This window comes from Paracidovorax anthurii (genome assembly GCF_003269065.1).
Taxonomy (GTDB): Bacteria; Pseudomonadota; Gammaproteobacteria; order Burkholderiales; family Burkholderiaceae_C; genus Paracidovorax; species Paracidovorax anthurii.
This window is the reverse complement of the sequence record NZ_QLTA01000011.1, coordinates 82,916-106,147: the sequence shown is the minus strand read 5'-3', so window position 1 is coordinate 106,147 and position 23,232 is coordinate 82,916. Positions and strand designations below refer to the sequence as shown.

Annotated in this window: 21 protein-coding genes and 1 pseudogene; 15 read left to right on the top strand and 7 right to left on the bottom strand. The window is 73.6% G+C overall.

The window, feature by feature from the left end; all coding sequences use genetic code 11:
• Positions 1–101 precede the first annotated feature (101 nt).
• Genes AX018_RS07920 through AX018_RS07910 form a run of 3 tightly spaced genes read left to right on the top strand, consistent with a single transcriptional unit; the run spans position 102 to position 2,290 of the window.
• The gene (locus AX018_RS07920; protein WP_245951475.1) at positions 102–710 is read left to right on the top strand and encodes an SET domain-containing protein; all 609 of its coding nucleotides are present in this window, start codon (positions 102–104) and stop codon (positions 708–710) included.
• A 2-nt stretch (positions 711–712) separates the two neighbouring features.
• Positions 713–1,549, top strand: a complete 837-nt coding sequence (locus AX018_RS07915) for a biotin--[acetyl-CoA-carboxylase] ligase (RefSeq protein WP_111876749.1) — start codon at positions 713–715, stop codon at positions 1,547–1,549.
• A gap of 15 nt (positions 1,550–1,564) precedes the next feature.
• Positions 1,565–2,290, top strand: a complete 726-nt coding sequence (locus AX018_RS07910; RefSeq protein WP_111876748.1) for an SPOR domain-containing protein — start codon at positions 1,565–1,567, stop codon at positions 2,288–2,290.
• Positions 2,291–2,506: 216 nt separating this feature from the next.
• Here AX018_RS07910 and xopAC (AX018_RS07905) read toward each other — a convergent pair whose 3' ends face one another.
• The 5 genes and pseudogenes from xopAC (AX018_RS07905) to AX018_RS07890 form a co-directional block, all read right to left on the bottom strand.
• Positions 2,507–4,084, bottom strand: coding sequence for a leucine-rich repeat domain-containing protein (gene xopAC / locus AX018_RS07905; RefSeq protein ID WP_245951474.1), 1,578 nt, complete (start codon positions 4,082–4,084; stop codon positions 2,507–2,509).
• 491 nt (positions 4,085–4,575) lie between these two features.
• Entirely contained in the window at positions 4,576–6,240 is a 1,665-nt protein-coding gene (gene xopAC, locus AX018_RS07900; RefSeq protein ID WP_111876747.1) for a XopAC/AvrAC family type III secretion system effector, read from the bottom strand.
• A gap of 229 nt (positions 6,241–6,469) precedes the next feature.
• Positions 6,470–6,682 (bottom strand): annotated as a pseudogene (locus tag AX018_RS25635) (N-formylglutamate amidohydrolase); the annotation flags it as partial.
• Between the two features lie 22 nt (positions 6,683–6,704).
• Positions 6,705–7,673 carry a tripartite tricarboxylate transporter substrate binding protein BugE gene (locus tag AX018_RS07895; protein WP_111876746.1) on the bottom strand — a complete coding sequence of 323 codons (969 nt, stop codon included), beginning with the start codon at positions 7,671–7,673 and terminating at the stop codon, positions 6,705–6,707.
• Between the two features lie 223 nt (positions 7,674–7,896).
• On the bottom strand, positions 7,897–8,610 hold the full coding sequence (locus AX018_RS07890) for a Crp/Fnr family transcriptional regulator (protein WP_111876745.1): 714 nt from the start codon (positions 8,608–8,610) through the stop codon (positions 7,897–7,899).
• Between the two features lie 93 nt (positions 8,611–8,703).
• On the opposite strand from AX018_RS07890, the gene AX018_RS07885 reads away from it, so the two are divergent.
• The 3 genes from AX018_RS07885 to AX018_RS07875 all read left to right on the top strand — a co-directional run bounded on the left by AX018_RS07885 (position 8,704) and on the right by AX018_RS07875 (position 11,509).
• Positions 8,704–10,425 (top strand): adenylate/guanylate cyclase domain-containing protein, encoded by a 1,722-nt coding sequence (locus AX018_RS07885; protein ID WP_111876744.1) that lies wholly within the window; start codon positions 8,704–8,706, stop codon positions 10,423–10,425.
• A gap of 156 nt (positions 10,426–10,581) precedes the next feature.
• The gene (locus AX018_RS07880; RefSeq protein ID WP_111876743.1) at positions 10,582–10,926 is read left to right on the top strand and encodes a DUF4148 domain-containing protein; all 345 of its coding nucleotides are present in this window, start codon (positions 10,582–10,584) and stop codon (positions 10,924–10,926) included.
• Positions 10,927–11,143: 217 nt separating this feature from the next.
• The gene (locus tag AX018_RS07875) at positions 11,144–11,509 is read left to right on the top strand and encodes a DUF4148 domain-containing protein (RefSeq protein ID WP_111876765.1); all 366 of its coding nucleotides are present in this window, start codon (positions 11,144–11,146) and stop codon (positions 11,507–11,509) included.
• 90 nt (positions 11,510–11,599) lie between these two features.
• On the opposite strand, the gene AX018_RS07870 is transcribed toward AX018_RS07875, so the two are convergent.
• Together AX018_RS07870 and AX018_RS07865 are read right to left on the bottom strand one after the other, a co-directional pair.
• Entirely contained in the window at positions 11,600–13,057 is a 1,458-nt protein-coding gene (locus tag AX018_RS07870) for a sensor histidine kinase (protein ID WP_111876742.1), read from the bottom strand.
• 103 nt (positions 13,058–13,160) lie between these two features.
• Complete coding sequence (locus tag AX018_RS07865; protein ID WP_111876741.1) at positions 13,161–13,835, bottom strand: response regulator; 675 nt, start codon at positions 13,833–13,835, stop codon at positions 13,161–13,163.
• A gap of 350 nt (positions 13,836–14,185) precedes the next feature.
• Here AX018_RS07865 and AX018_RS07860 point away from each other — a divergent pair, with 350 nt between their 5' ends.
• The 9 genes from AX018_RS07860 to AX018_RS07820 are packed head-to-tail and all read left to right on the top strand — an operon-like array spanning position 14,186 to position 23,220.
• Positions 14,186–15,307, top strand: a complete 1,122-nt coding sequence (locus AX018_RS07860; RefSeq protein ID WP_111876740.1) for a BMP family ABC transporter substrate-binding protein — start codon at positions 14,186–14,188, stop codon at positions 15,305–15,307.
• A gap of 27 nt (positions 15,308–15,334) precedes the next feature.
• Positions 15,335–16,420 (top strand): ABC transporter permease, encoded by a 1,086-nt coding sequence (locus AX018_RS07855; RefSeq protein ID WP_111876739.1) that lies wholly within the window; start codon positions 15,335–15,337, stop codon positions 16,418–16,420.
• Positions 16,417–17,337, top strand: a complete 921-nt coding sequence (locus AX018_RS07850; RefSeq protein ID WP_111876738.1) for an ABC transporter permease — start codon at positions 16,417–16,419, stop codon at positions 17,335–17,337. Before AX018_RS07855 ends, AX018_RS07850 begins: the two co-directional genes overlap by 4 nt.
• 37 nt (positions 17,338–17,374) lie before the next feature.
• Entirely contained in the window at positions 17,375–18,061 is a 687-nt protein-coding gene (gene biuH, locus AX018_RS07845; RefSeq protein ID WP_111876737.1) for a biuret amidohydrolase, read from the top strand.
• Positions 18,062–18,068: 7 nt separating this feature from the next.
• The gene (locus tag AX018_RS07840) at positions 18,069–19,598 is read left to right on the top strand and encodes an ABC transporter ATP-binding protein (protein ID WP_111876736.1); all 1,530 of its coding nucleotides are present in this window, start codon (positions 18,069–18,071) and stop codon (positions 19,596–19,598) included.
• Positions 19,595–20,263, top strand: a complete 669-nt coding sequence (locus tag AX018_RS07835) for a cysteine hydrolase family protein (protein ID WP_111876735.1) — start codon at positions 19,595–19,597, stop codon at positions 20,261–20,263. Before AX018_RS07840 ends, AX018_RS07835 begins: the two co-directional genes overlap by 4 nt.
• Complete coding sequence (gene atzF, locus AX018_RS07830) at positions 20,260–22,098, top strand: allophanate hydrolase (protein ID WP_111876734.1); 1,839 nt, start codon at positions 20,260–20,262, stop codon at positions 22,096–22,098. Before AX018_RS07835 ends, atzF begins: the two co-directional genes overlap by 4 nt.
• The gene (locus AX018_RS07825) at positions 22,085–22,495 is read left to right on the top strand and encodes an AtzH-like domain-containing protein (protein ID WP_111876733.1); all 411 of its coding nucleotides are present in this window, start codon (positions 22,085–22,087) and stop codon (positions 22,493–22,495) included. The genes atzF and AX018_RS07825 overlap by 14 nt, the downstream gene beginning before the upstream one ends.
• Positions 22,492–23,220, top strand: coding sequence for a GntR family transcriptional regulator (locus AX018_RS07820; protein WP_111876732.1), 729 nt, complete (start codon positions 22,492–22,494; stop codon positions 23,218–23,220). Before AX018_RS07825 ends, AX018_RS07820 begins: the two co-directional genes overlap by 4 nt.
• Positions 23,221–23,232: the final 12 nt, after the last annotated feature.

Genomic DNA, 23,232 nt, shown 5'->3' with positions numbered 1-23,232 from the left:
TGGGGTTTGCCCCGGAGGGCGCTTCTACAATTCCGGTCTCTTACGCGCAGGCGCGCACGCGCCTGCGCATGTGTGCCCATTCAAACTAACAGAGTTTCGCCATGCCCCGCACCGCCACGCACGCCACCGACCCTTCCGCCGCCAGGGGCGGGCGCCGCATCCAGGTGCGCAGCTCGGGGGTGCACGGCAAGGGCGTGTTCGCGGTGCAGGACATCGCCGAGGGCGAGGTGCTGGTCGAATACACGGGCGAGATCATCAGCTGGCAGGAAGCCCAGGACCGGCATCCGCACGATCCGCAGCAGCCGAACCATACCTTCTATTTCCACATCGATGAAGACCGCGTCATCGATGCAAAGCATGGCGGCAATTCATCGCGCTGGATCAACCACAGCTGCGCGCCCAACTGCTACGCCGACGAGCGCGGCGGCCGCATCTTCATCACCGCGCTGCGCAACATCCGCACGGGCGAAGAGCTGAACTACGACTACGGCCTGATCATCGACGAGCGCTACACGCCCAAGCTCAAGGCCGAATACCCCTGCTGGTGCGGCAGCCGCGAATGCCGGGGCACGCTGCTGGCCCCCAAGCGCGGCTGGGCCCCGCCCGGCCCCCCGGCGCGCGCCGCGAAGGCATCGGGCACCGCCCTGCCCCCGACGCCCAAAAAGCCGCGCCCGGCGGCCGAGCGCGCGGCGCGGAGCCCCCGCCGGTGAGCATGCAGCCGCCCCTGCGCTGGCCGGCCGAGGCCGTCTGGGAAGCGGTGGAGCCGCTGCTGCCGGGTTTCACCGTCGAGGTGCTGCCGAGCATCGATTCCTCCAACACCGAGCTGATGCGCCGCGCGCGCGCGGGCCGCTGCGAGCCCACCCTGCTCGTGGCCGAGGTGCAGACGGCCGGGCGCGGGCGCCTGGGCCGGCCCTGGCACAACGCGGCGGGCGATTCGCTGATGTTCTCGCTGGGCCTGCCGCTCGCGCCGGCCGACTGGTCGGGCCTGTCGCTGGCCGTGGGCGTGAGCGTGGCCGAGAGCCTGCAGCCCGCGCCGGTGGCGGGGCGCCCGCGCGTGGTGCTCAAGTGGCCCAACGACCTGTGGCTGGACGACGACCGCAAGCTGGGCGGCATCCTGGTGGAGACGGCCAGCATGGCCCCGCCGGCCGGTGCGCACTCCGCCGCGCGGGCCGCGCGCTACGTGGTGGCGGGCGTCGGCATCAACGTGCGCCCGCCTATGGCACAGGATCTGTCCACGCCGCCCGCCAGCCTGCAGGACGTGGACGCGCGGCTGGACGCGCCGGCCGCGCTGCTGCGCGTGGCCGCGCCGCTCGTGTCCATGCTGCAGTCGTTCGAGGTGTATGGATTCGCGCCCGTGCAGCCACGCTTCCTGCAGCGCGACGCACTGCGGGGCCGCGAGGTTTCGCTGAGCGACGGCCAGGGCGGCACGGCCCACGGCGTGGGCGAGGACGGGGCCCTGCTGGTGCACACGGCGCGGGGCATGCAGGCCGTGACCAGCGCCGAGATCAGCGTGCGCCCCGCCGGGCAGGCGCTGCCCCCCCGGGGCTGACGAAGGACACCCGCCATGCTGCGCGCCGCCATCCTGGTTCTGCTGCTGGCCAATGCCGGCTACTACGCCTGGTCGCAGGGCCTGCTGCGCCAATGGGGCTGGGCCCCGGCCGAGCCGACCGAGCCGCAGCGGCTGGAGCAGCAGATCCAGCCCGAAAACCTGCGCATCGGCCGCCCGGCCGGCGCCACCGAGCCGGCCCCGCCCGCGGCGGCGCCCTCCGCTCCGGCACCCGCCCCCACCCTCATCCCGGCAGGCGATGCCGCATCGGCCGCACCGGCGGCGGCCGCCACCGAGGGCGCATGCCTGCAGGCCGGCCCCTTCGACGCCCGCCAGGCCGAGGCCCTGCGCGCCGCCGCGGCCAGCCTGCCCGGCAATGCCTGGAGCCTGGACACGATGCCGATCGCCAGCCGCTGGATGGTGTACATGGGGCGCTTTCCCGACGAGGAAACGCTGGAAAAGAAGCGCGCCGAACTGCGCGCGCGCAAGGTCGCCTACGACCGGCCCGGCCCCGCGCTGGAGCCGGGGCTCTCGCTCGGGCGCTTCTCGACCGAGGAAGCGGCCGAGCGCGCGCTGGCCACACTCGGCGCCCAGGGCGTGCGCACCGCGCGCGTGGTGCAGGAGCGCGCCGACGCCACGGGCTACCTGCTGCGGCTGCCCGCCGCCACGCCCGCGATGCGCGCGCAGGCCGAATCGCAACTGCGCGCCACGCTCGGGGGCAAGCCGCTGCGCCCTTGCGGTTGAAATTAAACAACAACCCCCTGTGGCGCTTCGCGCCTTCCCCCTTCTCCTGCGGGAAGGGGGACGCCGCCGGTGGCCGGGCCAAGCCCGCTCCACGGCGTCCGCTGGCGTGGCCTGCTCCGCGGCCTCCGGATGAGAGGCGCGGCGCCAGTTTCATGCATCGCGAGTGGCGCGCAGCACTTTACGGAAAACCGAGGTGCCACGGGGGGCCGTTTCACCTCACGCGGCGGCGCGCAGGGTGCCCGAGGACACGGACAGCACGTGCTCCATGCCCCGCGCCACCTGCCGGACCAGGGCCTTCGCGCCCCCGGGCCGGTGGTCGCCGGCGAACACCATGGCCTCGCGCAGTTCCTCGCCCGGCGGCAGCAGCACGGGCGGCAGGCCCTGGCGCTGCAAGGCCCAGTCCATGGCCAGCAGGGCCGCCGGGGCGTTGCCCGCCGGCAGCGGGCGCAGGCTCATGACCGCCTGGTACAGCAGGGCCGCGCGCTCCACGGCGCCGAGCGGGTCTTGTCCTGCACGGGGGCCGGATTCCAGCCAGTCGCAGACGGCCGCCAGATGGCCGGGCAGCGAGCCCACGGGCGGGTAGCTGCGGTGGGTGGCCACCACGGGCCCGGGGCCGATGGAGGGCAGCAGGGCGCCCGGCACGGGGAAGCGGCCGTGCCACGCATCGAAGGCCTTCCCGGTGCCGGCAGGGATGCGCTGGAACTCGTGCGCGCGCATGCGGCGCTCGCCCTGGGGGCGGCCGTTCACGCGCCAGCCCAGCTCCAGCAGCCCGTCGGGGGTGATGGGCCGGCCCTCGCGGGTCCAGGCCTCCACGGTGCGCGCGGCGTCCGCCCAGGAGGCATCGGAGGCCTTGCCGTCGCCGCGCTCCTGGCGGAACAGCTCCAGCCGCAGGCCGTCCAGCACGTACATGCTGCCGTGGCCGAGCCAGGCCTGGAACCCGGCCCACAGGCCCGCGACGCGCTCCAGGCCGGCGCCCAGTTCGCCGCGCTCGCGCTCGCTCCAGTCCGGGGCGCGCAGCAGTTCCGCCAGGAGCACGGCCGGCGTGCCCGCGAGCCGCAGCCGGGCGTCATCGGCCCGCCAGCCCCCGGGCAGCGCGTGCAGGTGCGGGTTGTGCGACAGGTCCACACACTGCAGCGCGGGCAGGTTCGCGAGGGCGCCGGGCAGCGTCTCGAACCCGCAGTGGGAGAGCCGCAGCTCCTGGAGGCTGCGGGCCTGGCCGATGCCATCGGGCAGCGCGCACAGGCCGAAATTGGCCGACAGGTCGAGGGTTTCGAGCCGGGGCAGCGCGAAAAGCGCGGGCGGCACCTCGGTGACGAAGCTGTTGCGCGCCCGGATGGCGCGCAGGCCCCGGCACCGCGCCAGCGCCTCGGGCAGGCGGTAGAGGCCGGTGTTGTCCGAGGCGTCGATGGCCTCCAGGTGCTCCAGCCACTCCAGCCCGGGGGGCAGCTCCGAGAGCGCCAGCCCCCGAAGATCCAGCTCGCGCGACCGCGCGGCATGGGCCCGCAGCACGCGCTCCACGGCTTCTGCGCGGCGCTCGCGGAAATCGTCCTGCAGCGCAGGGCCGACCGCGCCGCCCGCGAGGTGCAGGCGCGCGACCATGCGGCGCCAGAAGCCGCCCTGCGGCGTGCGGCCGGGTTCGGCGGCAATCCAGGCCTGCAGCGCCCGCCGCCATTCCCGCAGCCCCTGCTGCTGCGGAGAGACGGCCGCGCTGCGTGCGCCGGGTGGCGCCGGCAGGGACCGCGGGGCGGACGTGGCCGGACGGAAACGGGAACGGACCAGAGTGGGATGGTTCATGGCGGGTGGCGGTTCACACGGGGGAAAGGGATGGAAGCGGATGGCCCCAATCTACGAACCGCCGCCGCCCGCGCACGGCACCGGAGCGATGCCATGGCCCGCCAAGCGAAGCGGTACCCGTGATTCACGACACCGCACGCCACCCGCGACGCATGAAACCGGCACTGCGCCACCCTTCCGATGGCCGCAAAGCAGGCCGCGCCAGCCAACGCCGTGGAGCGGGCTTGGCCCAGCCACCAGCGTCGCTCCCCTTCCCGCAGGAAAAAAGGGAAGGCGCGCAGCGCCATAGGGGGTTGCTTCATTTCAGTGATCCATTGCGCCGCCCACCATCCGCGGCGCATGAAGTCAGTGCTGCGCCACCCTTCCGATGGCCGCGGAGCAGGCCACACCAGCAAACGCCGTGGAGCGGGCTTGGCCCGGCCACCGGCGTTGTCCCCCTTCCCGAAGGAGAAGGGGGAAGGCGCGCAGCGCCACAGGGGGTTGCCTCACCCTCAAGCGGTGGCCGGCACCTTGCGGGCCAGGCGCACCACGACCGTGTCCATCTGGCGCACCACCTCCTGCAGCAGGTCCAGGGCCGTGTCGCCGCTGGCGATGCGGCGGCCCGAGAACAGGGCGGTGACGGGCAGGGCCGGGTCCTCGGGCAGCAGCACGGGCGGCAGGCCATGCTGCTGCAGGGCCCAGTCCATCGCCGCGAGCGCGGTGGGCTCGTTGCCCTTCTCCAGGGGATGCAGGCTCACGAGGGCGCGGTAGAGGAGCACGGCGCGCTCCATGGCCGCCAGCGGGTCGAGCGACACGCGCGAGGGGTCGCCCTGCGCCAGCCAGGCCTCCAGCGCGGCCAGGTGGGCGGGCAAGGTGGTGGCGGCGGGGTATTCCAGGCGCTCGGGCGTGTCGCCCGTGGCGCGAGCGCCGGACGCCTTGCCGGTGGCCAGCGCCACGCTCGGGAGTTCCTGCGTGCGCAGGCGCTCCGGGCCCGAGGGGCGGCAGTTGATGAGCCAGCCCAGTTCGAGCAGGCGCGCGGCGGTGATGGGCTGACCTTCGCGCATCCAGCCATCGACGGCCCAGCCGGCGTCCTCGTAGGCTTCCTGGGTGCCGATCCAGTCGGTGCGCACCGTGAGCGACAGGCTGCCGCGCAGGAAGTGCACCTTGAGCGCGAAGTCCTCGTCGGCCTGGAGCTGCTCCTGGATGACGGGCCAGCACTGGATCATCGTGTCCAGGTGCTCGGCGAGCGTGCCGCGCTGGCGGGGGCTCAGGGGCAGGGGCCGCAGCACGCGGGCCATGATCTCCAGCGGCGTGCCGGCGAGCCGCAGGCGGGTGTCGGCCGGGCTCCAGCCGGCGGGCAGTTCCTGCAGCTTGAGGTTGTCCGAGAGATCCACCAGCTCCAGCGAGGGAATGCGGATCATGTCCTCGGGCAGGCTGCTGAGCTGGCAGCGCGTGGCCCGCAGCTCGCGCAGCGCGGGGGCGCGGCCGGCCTCGGCGGGCAGGGCGCGCAGCTCGACGTTGCACGACAGGTCCAGCACTTCCAGGCACGGCAGCGCGAACAGGCCGGGCGGCACGTACGCGAGGCTGCTGCCCCGGGCGACCAGCATGCGCAGGCCCGTGCAGCCGGCCAGCGTGTCCGGCAGGCGCTGCAGGCCGGGGTTGTGGGAGACGTCGAGGTGGCGCAGGGATTCCAGGGTCTCCAGCCCCGGCGGCAGCGCCGTCAGGCGCAGCTTGCGCAGGTCGAGCAGGTCCGCGCGGGCCTGGTAGGCGTTGAGCAGGCGGCCCACGGCGATCTCGCGGCGCTCGGCGGATTCGTCGAGGCCGTCGTCGAACTCGGCGCCGCGCGCGGCGGCCTGGTCGGCGGCAGCGGCGAATTCCTTGCAGCGCTCGGCGAAGCCGGTCACGAGTTCGTCGCTGGCGGCGTTGCCGGACTTCTGCACGCGGGCGGCCAGCCGCCCCCAGAGCCCAGAGCCCTCGCCCGCCGCGGCGGGACGGGCCTGCGCACGGCCCGGATCGGCATCGCACCACGCCTGCAGGGCCTCATACCAGCGCTGCAGCTCCGGCGCGCCGGTGGCGGCCGCACGCTGGCGCGGTGCAGCCGGTGCACGCCCGGACTCCGTGGAGGTGAAGGACAGGCGCGAGGCACCGAAAGGAACCGCAAGCGTGGAAGAGGTCATGGCGAGGATCCTGAGAACGAGGGTGGCGGATGACGCCAATCTACGGATCACCCCCCGGGACGACCGGGCCGGACCCGATATAACGACCGAGAATGCGAAACAAAACGAAACAAATGGGACAGATGCCGGGCCCCGCGCCGTCCGCTGGCCGCGCGGCGCCAGAGGGGGGGGTGTCACGTCAGGCGCGAAGCAGAAGCGGGTCCACGGTGCCGCGCCACGCCGTGAGCGCGCGCAGGACTTCGCACAGCGCCCCGGAGAGCGCGGGGCTGGCCCGTGGTGCCGCCGTGGTCGCCGATCACGAGACCGGCCTGCGCGGGGCCTGGGTGCAGGGTGGCGTGGCTGGCGGCCACGGACCGCATGGAATGGCAGTTCAGGTGCAGGCGGTAGCCGTCGTGCCGTGCGCCGCGCCGATGGCGCGCGCCACGGCGGCGTGGCAGGGGCGACGCAACGGCGCTCCGGCCGGGTCAGTCCACCTGGATCTGCGCGTAGGCGGCGACTTTCTGCATCTTGCCGATATCGCGCACGATCTGCTGTGAAAACGCGGCGGGCGTGGAACCCGAGGGATAGAGGCCCTGCGCCTCCAGCCGGTCGCGCACGGCGGGCTCCCGGAGCGCGGCGGCCACGGCCTGCTGCACGCGCAGCACGGCGGCCGGCGGCGTGGACACGGGCGCCACGAGGCCGAACCACGAGGGCTCGTTGGCCTGGGGGTAGCCCAGTTCGCCGTAGGTGGGCACGTCGGGCAGCACGTCGAAGAGGCGCCGGGGCCAGGACACGGCCAGCGCCTTGAGCCGGCCGCTCTTGACGTGCGGCAGCAGCGGGGCCACCTGGTCGAAATACACGGGCACCTGCCCGCCCAGCACGTCATTCACGGCCGGGCCCGTGCCCCGGTAGGGAATGGCCACCATCGAGGTGCCCGTGCTGCTCTTGAAGAGCTCGCCCCACATGTGGCCGATGGTGCCGTTGCCCGGCGTGGCATAGGAGACCTTGCCCGGATGGGCCTTGAGGTACTTCACGAGGCCGGCGAAATCCTTGACCGGCAGCACCCGGGGGTTGATCACCAGGATGCCCGGCGCCTTGACGATCTCGGTCACCCCGGCGAAATCCTTCACCGGGTCATAGGGCAGCCGGGAGAACACGGCGGGGTTCACACCGTGGGTGGAGAGCGTCGCCACCCCGAAGGTCAGCCCGTCGCCCACCGAGCGCACGACCTCGGCCATGCCGATGGAGCCGCCCGCGCCCGCGCGGTTGTCGATCACCACCGGCTGCCCCAACAGGCGCTGCAGCGGCTCCTGCAGCGCGCGGCCCGCGATGTCGGTGGCGCCGCCGGGCGGGAACGGCACGACGATGCGCAAGGGACGCCCCTCCTCGGCAAGGGAGATTCCGGGAAGGGCCGATGCCGCGGCCAGCGCCGCGAGCCAGTAACGACGTTGCATGTCTTTTCTTCCTTGCACGAATAACAGGAGGTTATCGGAAGAGCCTGACGAGCGATAGCAATCCGCGTACCTATCGGCATTCCGATCCCGCATACCCTGATTCCCGGCCGATGGCGGGCAGGCGCGGGCGCTCAGGGGATCTGTGGGGCCGGCCTCAGGCCCCAGGGCATGCATGTCGGCGTCGCGACTGCATGAGTAGCTATGTTTTCAATAGCAGATCAGCTCAACCACCGCGCACCTCGGCCACCATGCGCTCCAGCCGGGCGAGGTCGGTGACGACGAAGGCGCGGCCGTCCTTCTCCAGCAGGCCCTGGCGCGCAAGCGCACCCAATTCGCGCGTGACCTGCTCGCGGTTGGTGCTGATGCGGCCGGCCAGCTCCACGTGGGCGGGCGCCGGCTCGATGCGCGCGCGGCCCTGCGCATCCGCCCCCGCCGCGCGGGCCATGCGCAGCAGCTCGGCGTGCAGGCGGTTCTGCACGCCCAGGGTGCTGAGGTCGATCACCCGCTCGGACAGCTCCCGCACCAGCGCGCACAGGCCCTGCACCACGCGCTGCGCCACGGCGGGCTCCTCGGCCATGAGCGCGCGGAAATCGGCCGGCGGCAGGCTGGCCACCAGCGTGGGCTCCAGCGTGACCACGTCGGCCGAGCGCGCCCCGCCGTCCAGCGCGGCCAGCAGCCCGATGGGCTCGCCCGGCTCGCAGTCGCGGAACGTGACCTGCCGGCCGTTGGCCGAGTAGGTGGTGACGCGCACCCGCCCCGAGAGCACGAAGTACACGTCGCCACCCGAGGCCGCGCGCGAGAAGAGCCGCCGGCGCGCCGGCATCTGCTGCCACTGGCACTGCTGCGCGATGCGGTCGAGCCGGGCCGCGTCCAGGCCCTCGAAGAGCGGAACGCGGCGCAGCGCGAGGCTGGAGCGGGGGGTGGCGGGGGAAGTCATGCAGGAAGCGCGGGGCAGGCGAAGGGGGCGGCGCGGGCGCCGGGCGGGGGGATTATGCTCACCCGCCCTGCCCGCCGCCCCACCCCACCACCGATGCCCCCGCCCCTGTACGCCGCCCTGGCCCGCCTGCTGCGCGCCGCCCGCCGCCGCCCGCCCGGCGAGGCCGCCGCCCCGGCCGGCTGGAGCGGGCCCTCGGCACGCGCCCTGCGCTGGGCCAGCGGGCTGGCGCTGTGGATCTACGTGGCACTGCACCTGGCCACGCACGCCGCGGGGCTGATTTCGCTGGGCGCGGCCGAGGCCACGCGCCGCGCCGTGCATGCCGCCTGGGATTCGGCGCCGGGCACCGCCGTGCTCTACGGCGCGTTCGCCGTGCACCTCGCCATGGCCGGCGTGGCGCTGTGGCAGCGCCGCACGTGGCGCATGCCGCCCGTGGAGGCGCTGCGCATCGCGCTGGGCCTGCTGCTGCCGCTGCTGCTCGCCACCCACGTGGTCGCCACGCGCTGGCTGGAGAGCGCCTGGGGCGTGGAGCCCTCCTACCTGCGCATCGTGCGCGCCCTCTGGACGCCCGAGGGCCTGGTGCGGCAGACGCTTCTGCTCGCGCTGGCCTGGGTGCACGGCTGCCTGGGCCTGCACCTGGCGATGCGCCACCGCGCCGCCTGGCGCCGCCACCAGCCGCTGCTGCTCGCAGGCGCGGTGCTGCTGCCCGCGCTGGCGCTGCTGGGCGTGCTGGCCATGGGCCGCGAGATCGCCTGGACCGCGCAGGCCCTGCGCGCGACCGGGCCGTCGCGCCCGGCCGGCGAGGCGGCGCGCACGCTCACCGAGGGCCTGCAGACCGGCTGGCTGCTGGCGCTGGCCGCGCTGGTGGGCGGGCGCATGGCCTGGGGCGCTCTGCAGCGCCGCCGGGGCGAAGGCTGCGTGACCCTGCGCTACCCGCAGCGCACCGTGCAGGTGCCGCAGGGCACGAGCGTGCTGGAGGCGAGCCGCCTGCACGGCATCCCCCACCTGTCGATGTGCGGCGGGCGGGCGCGCTGCTCCACCTGCCGCGTGCGCGTCGCCGCGCTGGACGTAGAGCTGCCGCCGCCGGGCCGCGACGAGCAGCGCACGCTGCGCCGCGTGAACGCCCCGCCGGACGTGCGGCTGGCCTGCCAGCTGCGCCCGCGCGGCAGCGTGCGGGTGGTGCCGCTCTTCCAGCCCGGCGCGGCCGGCCCCGCCGGCCGGCTGGGCGGCGAGCGGCAGGTGGCCGTGCTGTTCGTGGACCTGCGGCGCTGGTCGGGGCTGGCCGAGCGCCAGTGGCCGTTCGACCTGGCCTGGGTGCTGGACCAGTATTTCGAGCGCGTGGGCAGCGCCGTGCGCGAGGCCGGCGGCCTGCCCAACCAGTTCATCGGCGACAGCGTGATGGCCCTCTTCGGGCTGGAGAGCGACCTGCCCACCGCCTGCCGCCAGGCCCTGCGCGCCGCCGCGCTCATCGAGGAGCGCATGGACGCCTGGACCGAGGGCTTCAGCGCCCAGTTCGGCCACGCGCTGGACTTCGGCATGGGCCTGCACGCGGGCGCCGTGGCCGTGGGCGAGGTGGGCTTCGAGGACACGACCACCTTCACCGCCGTGGGCGAGGTGGTGAACACCGCCAGCCGCCTGCAGGACCACTCCAAGGTGGCGGCCGCGCGCCTCGTGCTCTCGCAGGAGGTGGCGCGCCTCGCGGGCGTGGAGGACCTGCTGGGCGCACCCGAGCAGATCACCGTGCGGGGCCGCTCGCAGCCGCTGGCGGTACTGCACGCGGCCCGCCCGGCCGCCCTCTGGGGCGGCCCTTCGCGCTGATCGCGCCGGACCGGCGGCGCGGGCGGCGCGCGGGAATCCGCCGGAACCTGTGCGCTTACGCACAGACGCCCCAGGGGTCGCGGGCGGACACTTCCTCCCATGCCGCAACGCACCACCGCAACGCGGCGACCGACCCAACCCCGAAAGGACTCCACCATGCAAGCACGCAAGCCCCTCTTCATCGCCCTGGCCGCCCTCGCCTTCGCAGGTGCCGCCTCCGCTGCCCCCACCTCGCAGGATGACTGGTTCGGCGCCCAGCCCGTGGCCCAGGGCCCGGCCCTCACCCGCGCCGAAGTGGTCGCCGACCTGGTTCTGTGGAACCGCGCCGGCCTGAACCAGACCGGCGAAGGCGACCGCACGGCCATCGTCGACCCGGCCTACCAGCAGCGCGTGGCCGAGTACCGCCGCCTGCGCAGCGGCCCCGAATACCTGGCCGAAGTGCGCCGCCAGGGTGGCACCAGCGCCGTGGCCGGCAGCAGCGCCGAGCCCGGCGGCAACTGATCGCCGCCCTGCCGGCCGCCCCCTGGCAACCAAGTCTGCAACGACCTGTTATCCCACGCCGCGGCGCCCCCGGGAGCACAGCGGCGTCGGAAACAGACCTACACGAATCCCTGCGATTTCGCACAGGCAGCGGGCGCCGGGCGGCGCAAACTGACTTCCCATGCAGCACGCAATCCGGCGTGTTGCACGTTCCAAGACGAAGAAAGGATTGATCGCCATGAACCGCAAGCATCTGATCGCCATCGCCACCCTCGCATTTGCCAGCGCCGGCGCCGCCACGGCGGCCCCTGTGTCGCAGGAAGACTGGGGCGGCCCCGCGCCCGTGGCTTCGCAGCAGGACCAGCAGCCGCTCTCGCGCGCCGAGGTGATCGCCGACGGGAACCTGTGGAAGAAGGCCGGCCTGGACAAGTACGAGATGGGCGACCGCTCGGTCTCCAATGACCCGATGTACCAGGAGCGCCTGGCCGAGTACCAGCGCCTGCGCAGCGGCCCCGAGTACGTGGCCGAGGTGCGCCGCCTGGGCGGCGACGTGAGCGCCGTGGCCTCGATGTACGAGCACGGCACCGTGCCCATGACCAACTGACGCGCCCCGCGCGCAGGCGGAGTCCGCTGATACCGGGCCCCCTTCACCTCCAGCCCGCGCCACCCCGGCGCGGGCTTTTTCTTTTGGGCGTCAGGGGGCCACGGCTTCGGCCCGCGCCGGAAAGCGCACCGAGAAGCACGCGCCCGGCGGCACGTGGCCGGGGTGCGCGTCGTCCAGCCGCACGGCCGCGCCGTGCTGGCGCGCGATCTCCAGCACGATGGGCAGGCCCAGGCCCGAGCCGTCGGCGTCGGTGCCCAGTGCGCGGTAGAAAGGCTGGAAGACCAGATCGCGCTCCGCCTCGGGCACGCCGGGGCCCGAGTCCTCCACCTGCAGCACCACCACGCGGCCGAAGCGGTCGGCCAGCACGCGCGCCGTGACCACGCCGGGCCGCGCGCTGCTGGAGGGCGTGTAGTTGATGGCGTTGTCCAGCAGGTTGCGCGCCAGCTCCTTGAGCAGGGTGGGGTTGCCGTCCACCCACACGCCCGCGTCGGCCGGCTCGGCGCCCTCGTAGCCCAGGTCGATGTGCCGGTCGAGCGCGCGCGGCACGCAGTCGCGCACCGCCTCGCGCACCACGCGCGCCAGATCCACCGGCTGGCGGGCCAGCGCCGCGCCGCCGGCCTCGGCGCGCGCCAGCGCGAGGAGCTGGTTGACGGTGTGCGTGGCGCGGATGCTTGCGCGGCCGATCTGCTGCAGCGAGCGCTTGAGCTCGTCGGTGCTCGTGCCTTCCCGCTGCGCGAGGTCGGCCTGCATGCGCAGCCCCGCGAGCGGCGTCTTGAGCTGGTGCGCGGCATCGGCGAGGAAACGCTTTTGCGTGGCCAGCGAATCCTGCAGGCGGCGCAGCAGGTCGTTCACCGAATCGACCAGCGGCGCCACCTCCAGCGGCACGGCCCTGTGGTCCAGCGGGGAGAGGTCGTCGGGCCGGCGCGCGCGGATGCGCTCCTCCAGCCGGTGCAGCGGCTGGATGCCGCGCGCGAGCGCCAGCCACACCAGCAGCACCGCCAGCGGCAGGATCACGAACTGCGGCAGCATCACGCCCTTGATGATCTCGGTGGCGAGCACGCTGCGCTTCTCGCGCGTCTCGGCCACCTGCACCAGCGCGGCCGGCGCGCCCGGCAGCGGCAGGCGCACCCAGATCGCGGCCACGCGGATCTCGATGCCGCGCAGCTCCGCGTCACGCAGCCGCACCAGGCCCGAGAGCGGGCGGTCGTCCTCCGGGGACGCGGGGCGCGGCAGGTCGCGCTCGCCCGAGAGGAATTCGCCCTGCGGGCCCAGCACCTGGTAATAGACGATGTCGGACTCGTCGGCGCGCAGGATCTCGCTGGCGGGCTGCGGCAGGTTGAACTGCGCACGGTCGTCATGCACGGTGACCAGCTGCGCGAGCGCGTGGGCGTTGTATTCGAGCGCGCGGTCGAACGGCTTGTTGGCCAGCCCCTGCGCCACCAGCCAGGTGAGGGCCAGGCTCACGGGCCACAGCAGCAGCAGCGGGGTGAGCATCCAGTCCAGGATCTCCCCGAAGAGGGAGCGCTGCTCGCGCTGGAAGATCTTCAAGGCCGCCACCGTCCGCGGGGGCGGCCCGCAACGCCTCTTTGGAGCATTCTTGCTTTCATGTCGTCGTCCTTGCTGCGTTGTTAGCTACGAAAACAGTAGCAATCTAGGCCGCGACCTTCTCCAGGCAGTACCCGAGCCCGCGCACGGTGGCGATGCGGATCGGGCCGCGCTCGATTTTCTTGCGCAGCCGGTGGATGTACACCTCGATGGCGTTGTTGCTCACCTCCTCGCCCCATTCGCACAGGCGCTCCACGAGCTGCTCCTTGCTCACGAGGCGGCCGACGCGCTGCAGCAGCACCTCCAGCAGGCCGAGCTCGCGCGCCGACAGCTCCACGAGCTTGCCGTCGATGGTGGCCATGCGGCCGGCCTGGTCGTACACCAGCGGGCCGTGGCGGATGGTGCTGCTGGTGGCGCCCATGCCGCGCCGCGTGAGCGCGCGCACGCGCGCCTCCAGCTCCTGCAGCGAGAACGGCTTGGCCATGTAGTCGTCGGCGCCGTAGTCCAGGCCCTTGACGCGCTCCTCCACGCTGTCGGCGGCCGTGAGGATCAGCACCGGCAGCGCCGAGCCCCGGCCGCGCAGGCGCTTGAGCACCTCCAGGCCGTGCAGGCGCGGCAGGCCCAGGTCGAGGATCAGCAGGTCGAACTCCTGCGTGGTCATGAGCGCGGCGTCGGCCTCGCCGCCGCTGGCCACATGGTCCACCACGGCCCCCGAGCCGCGCAGCGTGCGCAGCAGGCCGTCGGCCAGCACCTGGTCGTCTTCGGCGATGAGGATGCGCATGGGGGGAGTCTCCTGGTTTTGCAAAGCGGGGGGCGGGGGCGGGGGCGGGGGCGGGGGCGGGGGCGGAAATGATTCTAGGGACTCAGGGCCCCACGGCCCGAGGCCCCGGGAAACCCCCGATCCCCCGGATGGTGCATGCCCGGCCCCGCCGCGACCGGAACCAGGGCGCCGCCGCACCAGCGCGGAACGGCGGCCGGCCCGCCGCGGGCGGGCCCTCCTCTGAAACGCCGCCCCGCCCACCATGGCATGAGATATGCATTCTTGAATTTCAACTTGAATACAAGTTCGTTTTCCAGATGGCACGCACGCCATCCGCCCGGCCCCGTCTCTCCAACCCAAGAGGTCAACCCATGCACAAGGATCAATGGAACCGCCGCGAGCTTCTTCTGGGCACCGGCGCCCTCGGCGCCGGCCTGCTCGCCGGCGGATGGCCCCGGCCGGCGGCGGCCGCGCAGGCGCCGCTGATGGTCGGTTTCCTCTACGTCGGGCCGCGCGACGACTACGGCTACAACCAGGCGCACGCGGAATCGGCCGCCGCGCTGAGGAAGCTGCCCGGCATCAAGGTCATCGAGGAGGAGAACGTCCCCGAGACGCAGGCCGTGCAGCGCAGCATGCAGGGCATGATCTCGCAGGACGGCGCGGCGCTGCTCTTTCCCACCTCGTTCGGCTATTTCGATCCGCACGTGCTGGCCGTGGCGCAGCGCAACCCCGGCATCCGGTTCGCGCACTGCGGCGGCCTCTGGACCCAGGGCAAGCACCCGGCCAACACGGGCAGCTATTTCGGCTACATCGACGAGGGCCAGTACCTCAACGGCGTGGTCGCAGGCCACATGAGCCGCTCGCGCAAGCTGGGCTTCATCGCCGCCAAGCCCATTCCGCAGGTGCTGCGCAACATCAACGCCTTCACCCTGGGCGCGCGCTCGGTGAACCCGGCCATCACCACCACGGTGATCTTCACGGGCGACTGGTCGCTGCCGGTGAAGGAGGCCGAGGCCGCCAACAGCCTCGCCGACCAGGGCGTGGACGTGCTCACGATGCACGTGGACTCGCCCAAGGTCATCGTCGAGACGGCGGCGCGCCGGGGCCGCTTCGTCTGCGGCTACCACGCCGACCAGTCCCGGCTCGCGCCCCAGGCCTATCTCACGGGCGCGGAATGGAACTGGATCACGCCCGTCACCGCCATGGTGGAGGCCCTGCGCACCGGCAAGCCCCACCCGAACTTCATCCGCGGCGGCCTGAAGGAAGGCTTCGTGAAGACCTCGGCCTACGGCGCGATGGTGGACGCCGCCGCGCGCAAGAACGCCGACGACATCAAGGCCCGCATGCTCCGGGGCGAGTTCAGCATCTTCTCGGGCGAGATCCGGGACAACACCGGCAAGGTGGTCATCGCCAAGGGCCGCACGCTCGCCCAGACGGCCATCGAACTGGAGTCGATGAACTACCTCGTCGAGGGCGTGATCGGCCGCGTCTGACGGCCCCGCGCCCCCTGGAGCCCCCGCATGAACCCACGCATCGCCGCGGCGGCGGAAGCCGCGCTGCTGCCTCTCCTCGCCATCCTGGGCGCCCTGCTGCTGTTCGGCCTGTTCACCGCCGTGGCGGGCCACGACCCCGTGGAGGTCTGGCGGCTGCTGTTCCTCGGGGCCTTCGGCGATGCGTTCTCGTTCCAGAACACGCTGCTGCGCGCCGCGCCGCTGATGCTCACCGCCCTGTGCGTGGCGATCCCGGCGCGCGCCGGGCTCACCGTCATCGGCGGCGAGGGCGCGCTGGTGCTGGGCGCGCTGGCCTGCGCCGCGCTGCCGCGCGCGGTGCCCCTGCCCCCGGGGATCGCGGGCACGGCGCTGGTGCTGCTGGCCGCCGCCGCCGCGGGCGCCGCCTGGATCGCGCTGGCCGGCGCGCTGCGGCAATGGCGCGGAATCCACGAGACCATCGGCAGCCTGCTGCTGTCCTACGTGGCCATCAACGTGTTCAAGCACGTGGTGGAGGGCCCCCTGCGCGACCCGGCGAGCCTGAACAAGCCCTCCACCGTGCCGCTGGACCCCGGCTGGCTCATCGGCCCCATCGGCGGCACCGACGTGCACTGGGGCCTGGCCTGGGGCGTGGGCGCCTGCCTGGCGGCGGCGCTGTGGCTGTCGTGCACCACCCACGGGTTCGCCACGCGCGTGGTCGGCGGCAATGCGCGGGCCGCGGGCCTGGTCGGTCTGCCCGCCACGCGGCTGATCCTGGTCGCCTGCGCGCTGGGCGGCGCGGCGGCCGGGCTGGCCGGGGGCATCGAGGTCGCCGCCGTGCACACCACCGCCAACGCGGCGGTGATCGCCGGCCTGGGCTACACGGGCATCCTGGTGAGCTTCGCCGCACGCCACCAGCCGCTGGCCATCGTGCCCATGGCCATCCTGCTGGGCGGCTTCGGCGCGGCCGGCAGCCTGCTGCAGCGCCGGCTGGGGTTGCCCGATGCCGCGGTGCAGGTGCTGCTGGGCTTCGCCTTCGTGCTGATCCTCGCGGCCGAGTCGCTGCGGGGCCGCGTCCTGCGCGCCCGCAGCCCGCAGCCCGCCACCACCACGCCCGCCGCGGCCGGGAGCGCGGCATGACCCCCGACCTCCTCGCCTCCGTGCTGCCGGCCGTCCTGGCGGGCGCCATCCGGGTCGGTACGCCGTTCCTCTTCGTCAGCCTGGGCGAATGCCTCACGGAGAAGGCCGGGCGCATCCACCTCGGGCTGGAGGGCGTGCTGGTCTTCTCGGCCATGGCGGCCTTCGGCACGGCCTACCTCAGCGGCTCGCCCTGGCTGGGCGTGGCCGCCGCCTCGGCCGCGGGCGCGCTGCTGGCGCTGCTGCACGGCCTGGCGTGCGCGCTGCGGCGGGTCAGCGACATCGCCATGGGCATCGCCGTCATGATGCTGGGCACCGGGCTCGCCTTCTACTGGGGCAAGCCGCTCATCCAGCCGCAGGCGCCGGGCCTGCCGTCCCTGCCGCTGGGCGGGTGGAGCGATTCGCCGGCGGTGCGCTCCGCGCTGGAGCTCAACCCGCTCTTTCCGCTCGGCGCGGTGCTGGCGGCCGTGATGGCCTGGGCCTTCGCGCGCACCCGCTGGGGGCTGGTCGTGCGCATGGTGGGCGACTCCTCGGACGCGGCCCGGGCGCTGGGCACGTCGGTCACCTGGGTGCGCGCGGCCGCCACCACGGCCGGCGGCGCCATCGCGGGCCTGGGCGGCGCGTCGCTCTCGCTCTACTACCCGGGCAGCTGGAACGAAGGGCTCTCCAGCGGCCAGGGCCTGATCGCCGTGGCGCTGGTCATCTTCGCGCGCTGGCGGCCGCTGGCCTGCCTGGGGACCGCGCTGCTGTTCGGCGGCGCGGGCGCCCTCGGGCCGGCGCTGCAGTCGGCGGGCATCGCCGGCCACTACTACCTCTTCAACGCCCTGCCCTACGCGCTGACCCTGCTCATCCTGGTGTTCACCTGCCGGCCCGGCCGCGTCCAGCGCGGCGCGCCGGCCGAGCTGAACGCCCGCGGCTGACGCCCCACACCCTTTGCCCTCCCACCGGACAAGCCCCATGAGCCTCCACCTCCCCGCCCAGCCCTACGCCTGGCCTTTCGACGGCGACCTCGCACCCGCCAACACCGCGCTGGTGGTCATCGACATGCAGACCGACTTCTGCGGCATCGGCGGCTACGTGGACGCGATGGGCTACGACCTGTCGCTGACCCGCGCGCCCATCGGGCCCATCCGCCGGGTGCTCGCCCTGGCCCGCGAGAAGGGCCTGCACGTGATCCACACGCGCGAAGGGCACCGGCCGGACCTGGCCGACCTGCCCGCCAACAAGCGCTGGCGCTCCCGGCGCATCGGCGCGGGCATCGGCGATGCCGGCCCCTGCGGGCGCATCCTGGTGCGCGGCGAGCCGGGCTGGGAGATCATTCCCGAGCTGCAGCCGCTGCCCGGCGAATGCATCATCGACAAGCCGGGCAAGGGCTCCTTCTGCGCCACCGACCTGGAACTGATCCTGCACACGCGCGGCATCCGCAACCTGATCCTGACCGGCATCACCACCGACGTGTGCGTGCACACCACGATGCGCGAGGCCAACGACCGGGGCTTCGAATGCCTGCTGCTGACCGACTGCACGGGCGCCACCGACCGGGACAACCACGATGCGGCGATCCGCATGGTGCAGATGCAGGGCGGCGTGTTCGGCGCGGTCTCGGATTCGGCGTGCGTGATCGCCGCGCTGCAGACGCTGTGAGGCCGGCATGCGCGCCCTCGAATACGAACTCGAGACCTGCGGGCTCACGAAGCGCTTCGGCGATGTCCTCGCGCTGGACGCGGTGTCGCTGAAGGTGCGGCCCGGCACGGTGCACGCGCTGCTCGGCGAGAACGGCGCGGGCAAGAGCACCCTGGTCAAGGCAGTGGCGGGCTACCACCGCTGCGACGACGGCTCCGTGCTGCTGCGCGGCCGCGAGCAGGACATCCACTCGCCCGCCGTGGCGCGCGAGCTGGGCATCGGCATGGTGTACCAGCACTTCACGGCCGTGCCGGGCATGACCGTGGCCGAGAACCTGCTCATGGCGCGCGGCGGCCTGCCCGCCGTGGTGGACTGGAAGGCCGTGCGCCGGGAGCTGGAGGCCTTCATGCGGAGGGCCCCGTTCCGCATCGACCTGGACGCCACGCCGCGCGACCTCTCGGCCGGCGAGAAGCAGAAGCTCGAAATCCTCAAGCAGATGCTGCTGCGCCCGCGCCTGCTCATCCTGGACGAGCCCACCTCGGTGCTCGCCCCGGCCGAGGCCGACGAAGTGCTGGGCGCGCTGCGCGCGCGGGCCCACGCGGGCGAGTGCGCCATCCTCCTGATCACCCACAAGTTCCGCGAAGTGAGCGCCCATGCGGACGACGTGTCCGTGCTGCGCCGGGGCCGGCTTGTCCTGAGCACGCTGGTGGAATGCACCACCCCCGACGTGCTCGCGCAGGCGATGGTGGGGCCTTCCGCGGCCGCCCCGAAGGCGCCACCGGCCCGGGCGCCGGGCGGCACCGGCGGCGCGCCCGTGCTGAAGATCCGCGACCTCGTGGTGGCCGGGGACCGGGGCGAGCGCGCGCTCGACGGCCTCTCGCTGTCGGTGGGCGGCGGCGAGATCCTGGGCCTGGCCGGGGTCTCGGGCAACGGCCAGAAGGAGCTGATGCAGGCCCTCGCCGGCCAGCGGCCCCGGCTGCGCGGCGAGGTGCGCGTACAGGGGCAGGCCTGGCGCGCAACGCGCGCGCAGAACCGCGCGCTGCAGGTGCGCGGCCTGCCCGAGGAACCCCTGCTCAACGCCTGCGTGGCCGACATGTCGGTGGCGGAGAACATGGCCCTGCGCCAGTTCGACGAGCCGCCCCTGAGCCGCTGCGGCTGGCTGCGCTGGGGCCACATCCGGCGGCTGGCGCGCGCATGGATCGGCGAGTACCGCGTGAAGACGGCGGGCGAACAGGCGCCCATCCGCACCCTCTCCGGCGGGAACGTGCAGCGCGCGGTGCTGGCGCGCGAACTCTCGGGCGACGCGCGGCTGATCCTCGTGAGCAACCCCACCTTCGGGCTCGACTTCGCGGCCTCCGGCGAGATCCACGCCCGCCTCGTGGACGCGCGCAACCGGGGCGCCGCCGTGCTGGTGATCAGCGAGGACCTCGACGAGATCCTGCAGCTGGCCGACCGCGTGGCCGTCATCAGCGCGGGCCGGGTGGTGCACGAATGCGCGGCGCGGGACGCGGACCGCCGCACGCTCGGCACCTGCATGGCCGGCGGGAGCGCAGCATGACCGCCGATGTGCCCGCACACCCGTGCGCCTTCCCGCTCGCGCTGCCCCGGGCGGCGCTGGTGCTCATCGACATGCAGCGCGACTTCATCGAGCCCGGCGGCTTCGGCGAGGCCCTGGGCAACCGGGTGGAGCCCCTGCAGGCCATCGTGCCCGCGCTGGCCGCCGTGCTCGCCGCCTGGCGCCGCGCCGGCGGCCTGGTGGTGCACACCCGCGAATCGCACCGGCCCGACCTGAGCGACTGCCCTCCCGCGAAACGGCGGCGCGGCCAGCCGGCGCTGCGCATCGGCGATGCCGGGCCCATGGGCCGCATCCTGGTGCGCGGCGAGCCGGGCAACCAGATCGTGCCAGCCCTCGCGCCCGCGCCGGGCGAGATCGTCATCGACAAGCCCGGCAAGGGCGCGTTCCACGCCACCGGCCTGCACGCGCGGCTGCGCCGCCGGGGCATCGGGCAGCTGGTCTTCACCGGCGTCACCACCGAAGTCTGCGTGCAGACCTCGATGCGCGAGGCCAACGACCGGGGCTACGACTGTCTGCTGCTCGAAGACTGCACCGCCAGCTATTTCCCTCACTTCAAGCAGGCCACCATCGACATGGTCACCGCCCAGGGCGGGATCGTCGGCTGGGCCACCCCCTCCTGCCGCCTCCTGGAAGCGATCGCCCCATGACCGAGCACCCCCTCACCATCGCCGAATGGCTCCAGGCCGGCCGCGCCGGCGGCCCGGGCCAGGCCACACGGCTGCACGCGCTGCGCGAGCGGCTCGGGCGGGACGACCCCGCCTGGATCACCCCCTGCGACGCGCCGCGGCTGCAAGCCCAGCTGCGCGCGCTGGAGGGCATCGACCCCGCCACGCTGCCCCTCTTCGGCGTGCCCTTCGCCGTCAAGGACAACATCGACGTCGCGGGCTGGCCCACCACGGCCGCCTGCCCCGCCTTCGCCCACGAGGTCCGGCATTCGGCCGCCGTGGTCCGGCGGCTGCAGGCGGCGGGGGCCATCGTGATCGGCAAGACCAACCTGGACCAGTTCGCCACCGGCCTCGTCGGGGCCCGTTCGCCCTACGGCAGGGTGCCCAACACCTTCGATCCGCGCTACGTGAGCGGCGGCTCCAGCTCGGGCTCGGCCTCGGTGGTGGCGCGCGGCCTGGTGCCGTTCGCGCTGGGCACCGACACGGCCGGCTCGGGGCGCGTGCCCGCCGGGCTGAACAACATCGTGGGCCTCAAGCCCACCCCCGGCACGGTGCCCATGGACGGCGTGCTGCCCGCCTGCCGGACGCTGGACGTGGTCTCCGTCTTCGCGCTGCGGCTGGCCGATGCGGCCACCGTGCTGGGCCTGCTGCAGGGCACCGGCGAGGAGCCCGTCTTCCAGGCCGTGGAGTGGCGGCCCGCCTGGCTCGGCAGCGGCGCCCGCCCCGTGCGCATCGGCGTGCCCCGGCAACCCGATTGCGATGCCGCGCTGGGCTACGACACCGCGTTCGGGGAGGCCGTGCAGCGGCTGCGGGCGCAGGGCGCCGAGGCGGTCCCCGTGGACATGGCGCCGCTCGACGCGGTGGCGCAGCTCCTCTATGACGGCCCCTGGGTCGCCGAGCGGTATGCCGTGGTGCGGGAGCTGCTGGAGCGGCACCCGGAGCACATGGACCCGACGGTGCGGGACGTCATCGCGAAGGCGCGCCAGTTCGACGCGCGCCAGGCCTTCGAGGCCCGCTACCGGCTCGCCGAACTGGCCGGCCCCGCGAATGCCCTGTGGGACGGCATCGACGCCCTCATGGTGCCCACCGCGCCCACCTGCCCCAGCTTCGAGGCACTGGAGCGCGACCCCGTCGCGCGCAACAGCGAGCTGGGCCGCTATACGAACTTCGTGAACCTGCTCGGCTGGTCCGCCCTCTCGCTGCCCAGCGGCCTCGGCTCGGCCGGGCTGCCGTTCGGCGTCACCTTCATCGGTCCGCCCGGCGCCGACGCCGCCCTGGTGGAATGGGGCCTGGCGTGGGAGCGCGCCACCCCGCTGGCGCCCGGCGCGCGGCTGGCGCGCCAGCCTCCCCTTACGGCCCCGCTGCCAACACCCGGCAACCCCGCGCCGGCCCTGCAGTCCGCGCCCACGCTGCGGCTGGCCGTCGTCGGGGCGCATCTGCAGGGCCTGCCGCTGCACCACCAGCTCACCGAACGGCACTGCCGCCTGCTGCGCGCCACCCGCACGGCCCCGAGCTATCGCCTGTACGCGTTGGCCGGCACCACGCCCCCGAAGCCGGGCCTGGTGCGGGCGGCGGAGCCCGGCGGCGGCGCGGCGATCGACGTGGAGGTCTACGAGATGCCGCTCTCGGCGGTCGGCGGCTTCCTCGCCGCGATCCCCTTTCCGCTGGGACTCGGCCGCGTCGAGCTGGAAGATGGCGAATGGGTGGCGGGATTCGCCTGCGACCCGGCGGGGCTGGCATGCGCGCGCGACATCACCGAGCACGGCGGCTGGCGCAACTACCTGTCCGGCCGGGAGGCGCGCCATGCATCCGCCTGACGGCATCAACCGCCCGGAGGTGGTGGCCGAGATCACCGCGCTGCTGCACGGCTACGAGGCGGCCCTCATGGCGAACGACCTGGAGCGCCTCGGGGCGTTCTTCTGGGACAGCCCGCTGGTGACCCGCTACGGCATCGCCGACCGGCAATGGGGCGCGCAGGCGCTGCGGCACTACCGCGCCGCCACGCCCGCCCCCGGCTTCACCCGCAGCCTGCACCATCCGCGCATCAGCACTTTCGGCGACGACACCGCCGTCGCGCAGGTCGAGTTCGTGCGCAGCGACACGGCGCTGCGCGGCTTCCAGACGCAAATCTGGCGCCGCTTCCCCGCCGGCTGGAAAATCGTCGCCGCGCACGTCAGCATGATTCCTTGGAGCGAAGAAGAGACCGGCACATGAACGAAGAGGGAAATTTTGCGCCTGCAGGCGCCATCGAAACCGCGGACAAGGCCCGGGCCCCAGGCACCAGCCTGTCGGACCAGGTGTATGAATCCGTCCGGCGGATGATCTTCGACTTCGAACTGATGCCCGGGGGGCGCTTTTCCGAGGCCGAGCTCACGGAGCGGCTCGGCGTGAGCCGCACGCCGCTGCGGCAGGCGCTGCAGCGGCTGGAGAGCCAGGGCTTCGTGCGCGTGCTGCCGAAGATGGGCTGGTACGTGGCGCCCATCGATTTCGACGTGATGGACGAGCTGTACGACCTGCGCATCCTGATCGAATGCCATGCCATCGAGCACCTGGCCGCCGACCCCGACACGCCGCCGCTGCGCGCGCTGCAGGAGATCTGGCTCGTGCCCGCGGGCGAGCGGCTGGCGGACGGCATCAGGGTGGGCGCGCTCGACGAAGACTTCCACGCCTGCCTGGTGGCTGCCGCCGGCAACCGCGAGATGATGCGCGTGCACGCGGAGGTGACCGACCGCATCCGCCTCATCCGCCGGCTCGACTTCACCAAGCCGGCCCGCATCGATGCCACCTACGACGAGCACGGAACCATCCTGCGCGCGGTGCTCGCGCGGCGCCGCGACGAGGCCCTGCGGCTGCTGCGCACCCACATCGAGCAGAGCAAGCTGGAGGTACGCAAGATCACGCTGGAGGCGCTCTACCGCGCCCGGCAGGCCGGGTCCTGACCGGGGCCACGG

Excerpts from the sequence above, each read along its gene's own strand:
- AX018_RS07920 (WP_245951475.1), top strand. The coding sequence starts at position 102 with ATGCCCCGCACCGCCACGCACGCCACCGACCCTTCCGCCGCCAGGGGC.
- AX018_RS07915 (WP_111876749.1), top strand. The coding sequence starts at position 713 with ATGCAGCCGCCCCTGCGCTGGCCGGCCGAGGCCGTCTGGGAAGCGGTG.
- AX018_RS07910 (WP_111876748.1), top strand. The coding sequence starts at position 1,565 with ATGCTGCGCGCCGCCATCCTGGTTCTGCTGCTGGCCAATGCCGGCTAC.
- xopAC (WP_245951474.1), bottom strand. The coding sequence starts at position 4,084 with ATGAACCATCCCACTCTGGTCCGTTCCCGTTTCCGTCCGGCCACGTCC.
- xopAC (WP_111876747.1), bottom strand. The coding sequence starts at position 6,240 with ATGACCTCTTCCACGCTTGCGGTTCCTTTCGGTGCCTCGCGCCTGTCC.
- AX018_RS07895 (WP_111876746.1), bottom strand. The coding sequence starts at position 7,673 with ATGCAACGTCGTTACTGGCTCGCGGCGCTGGCCGCGGCATCGGCCCTT.
- AX018_RS07890 (WP_111876745.1), bottom strand. The coding sequence starts at position 8,610 with ATGACTTCCCCCGCCACCCCCCGCTCCAGCCTCGCGCTGCGCCGCGTT.
- AX018_RS07885 (WP_111876744.1), top strand. The coding sequence starts at position 8,704 with ATGCCCCCGCCCCTGTACGCCGCCCTGGCCCGCCTGCTGCGCGCCGCC.
- AX018_RS07880 (WP_111876743.1), top strand. The coding sequence starts at position 10,582 with ATGCAAGCACGCAAGCCCCTCTTCATCGCCCTGGCCGCCCTCGCCTTC.
- AX018_RS07875 (WP_111876765.1), top strand. The coding sequence starts at position 11,144 with ATGAACCGCAAGCATCTGATCGCCATCGCCACCCTCGCATTTGCCAGC.
- AX018_RS07865 (WP_111876741.1), bottom strand. The coding sequence starts at position 13,835 with ATGCGCATCCTCATCGCCGAAGACGACCAGGTGCTGGCCGACGGCCTG.
- AX018_RS07860 (WP_111876740.1), top strand. The coding sequence starts at position 14,186 with ATGCACAAGGATCAATGGAACCGCCGCGAGCTTCTTCTGGGCACCGGC.
- AX018_RS07855 (WP_111876739.1), top strand. The coding sequence starts at position 15,335 with ATGAACCCACGCATCGCCGCGGCGGCGGAAGCCGCGCTGCTGCCTCTC.
- AX018_RS07850 (WP_111876738.1), top strand. The coding sequence starts at position 16,417 with ATGACCCCCGACCTCCTCGCCTCCGTGCTGCCGGCCGTCCTGGCGGGC.
- biuH (WP_111876737.1), top strand. The coding sequence starts at position 17,375 with ATGAGCCTCCACCTCCCCGCCCAGCCCTACGCCTGGCCTTTCGACGGC.
- AX018_RS07840 (WP_111876736.1), top strand. The coding sequence starts at position 18,069 with ATGCGCGCCCTCGAATACGAACTCGAGACCTGCGGGCTCACGAAGCGC.
- AX018_RS07835 (WP_111876735.1), top strand. The coding sequence starts at position 19,595 with ATGACCGCCGATGTGCCCGCACACCCGTGCGCCTTCCCGCTCGCGCTG.
- atzF (WP_111876734.1), top strand. The coding sequence starts at position 20,260 with ATGACCGAGCACCCCCTCACCATCGCCGAATGGCTCCAGGCCGGCCGC.
- AX018_RS07825 (WP_111876733.1), top strand. The coding sequence starts at position 22,085 with ATGCATCCGCCTGACGGCATCAACCGCCCGGAGGTGGTGGCCGAGATC.
- AX018_RS07820 (WP_111876732.1), top strand. The coding sequence starts at position 22,492 with ATGAACGAAGAGGGAAATTTTGCGCCTGCAGGCGCCATCGAAACCGCG.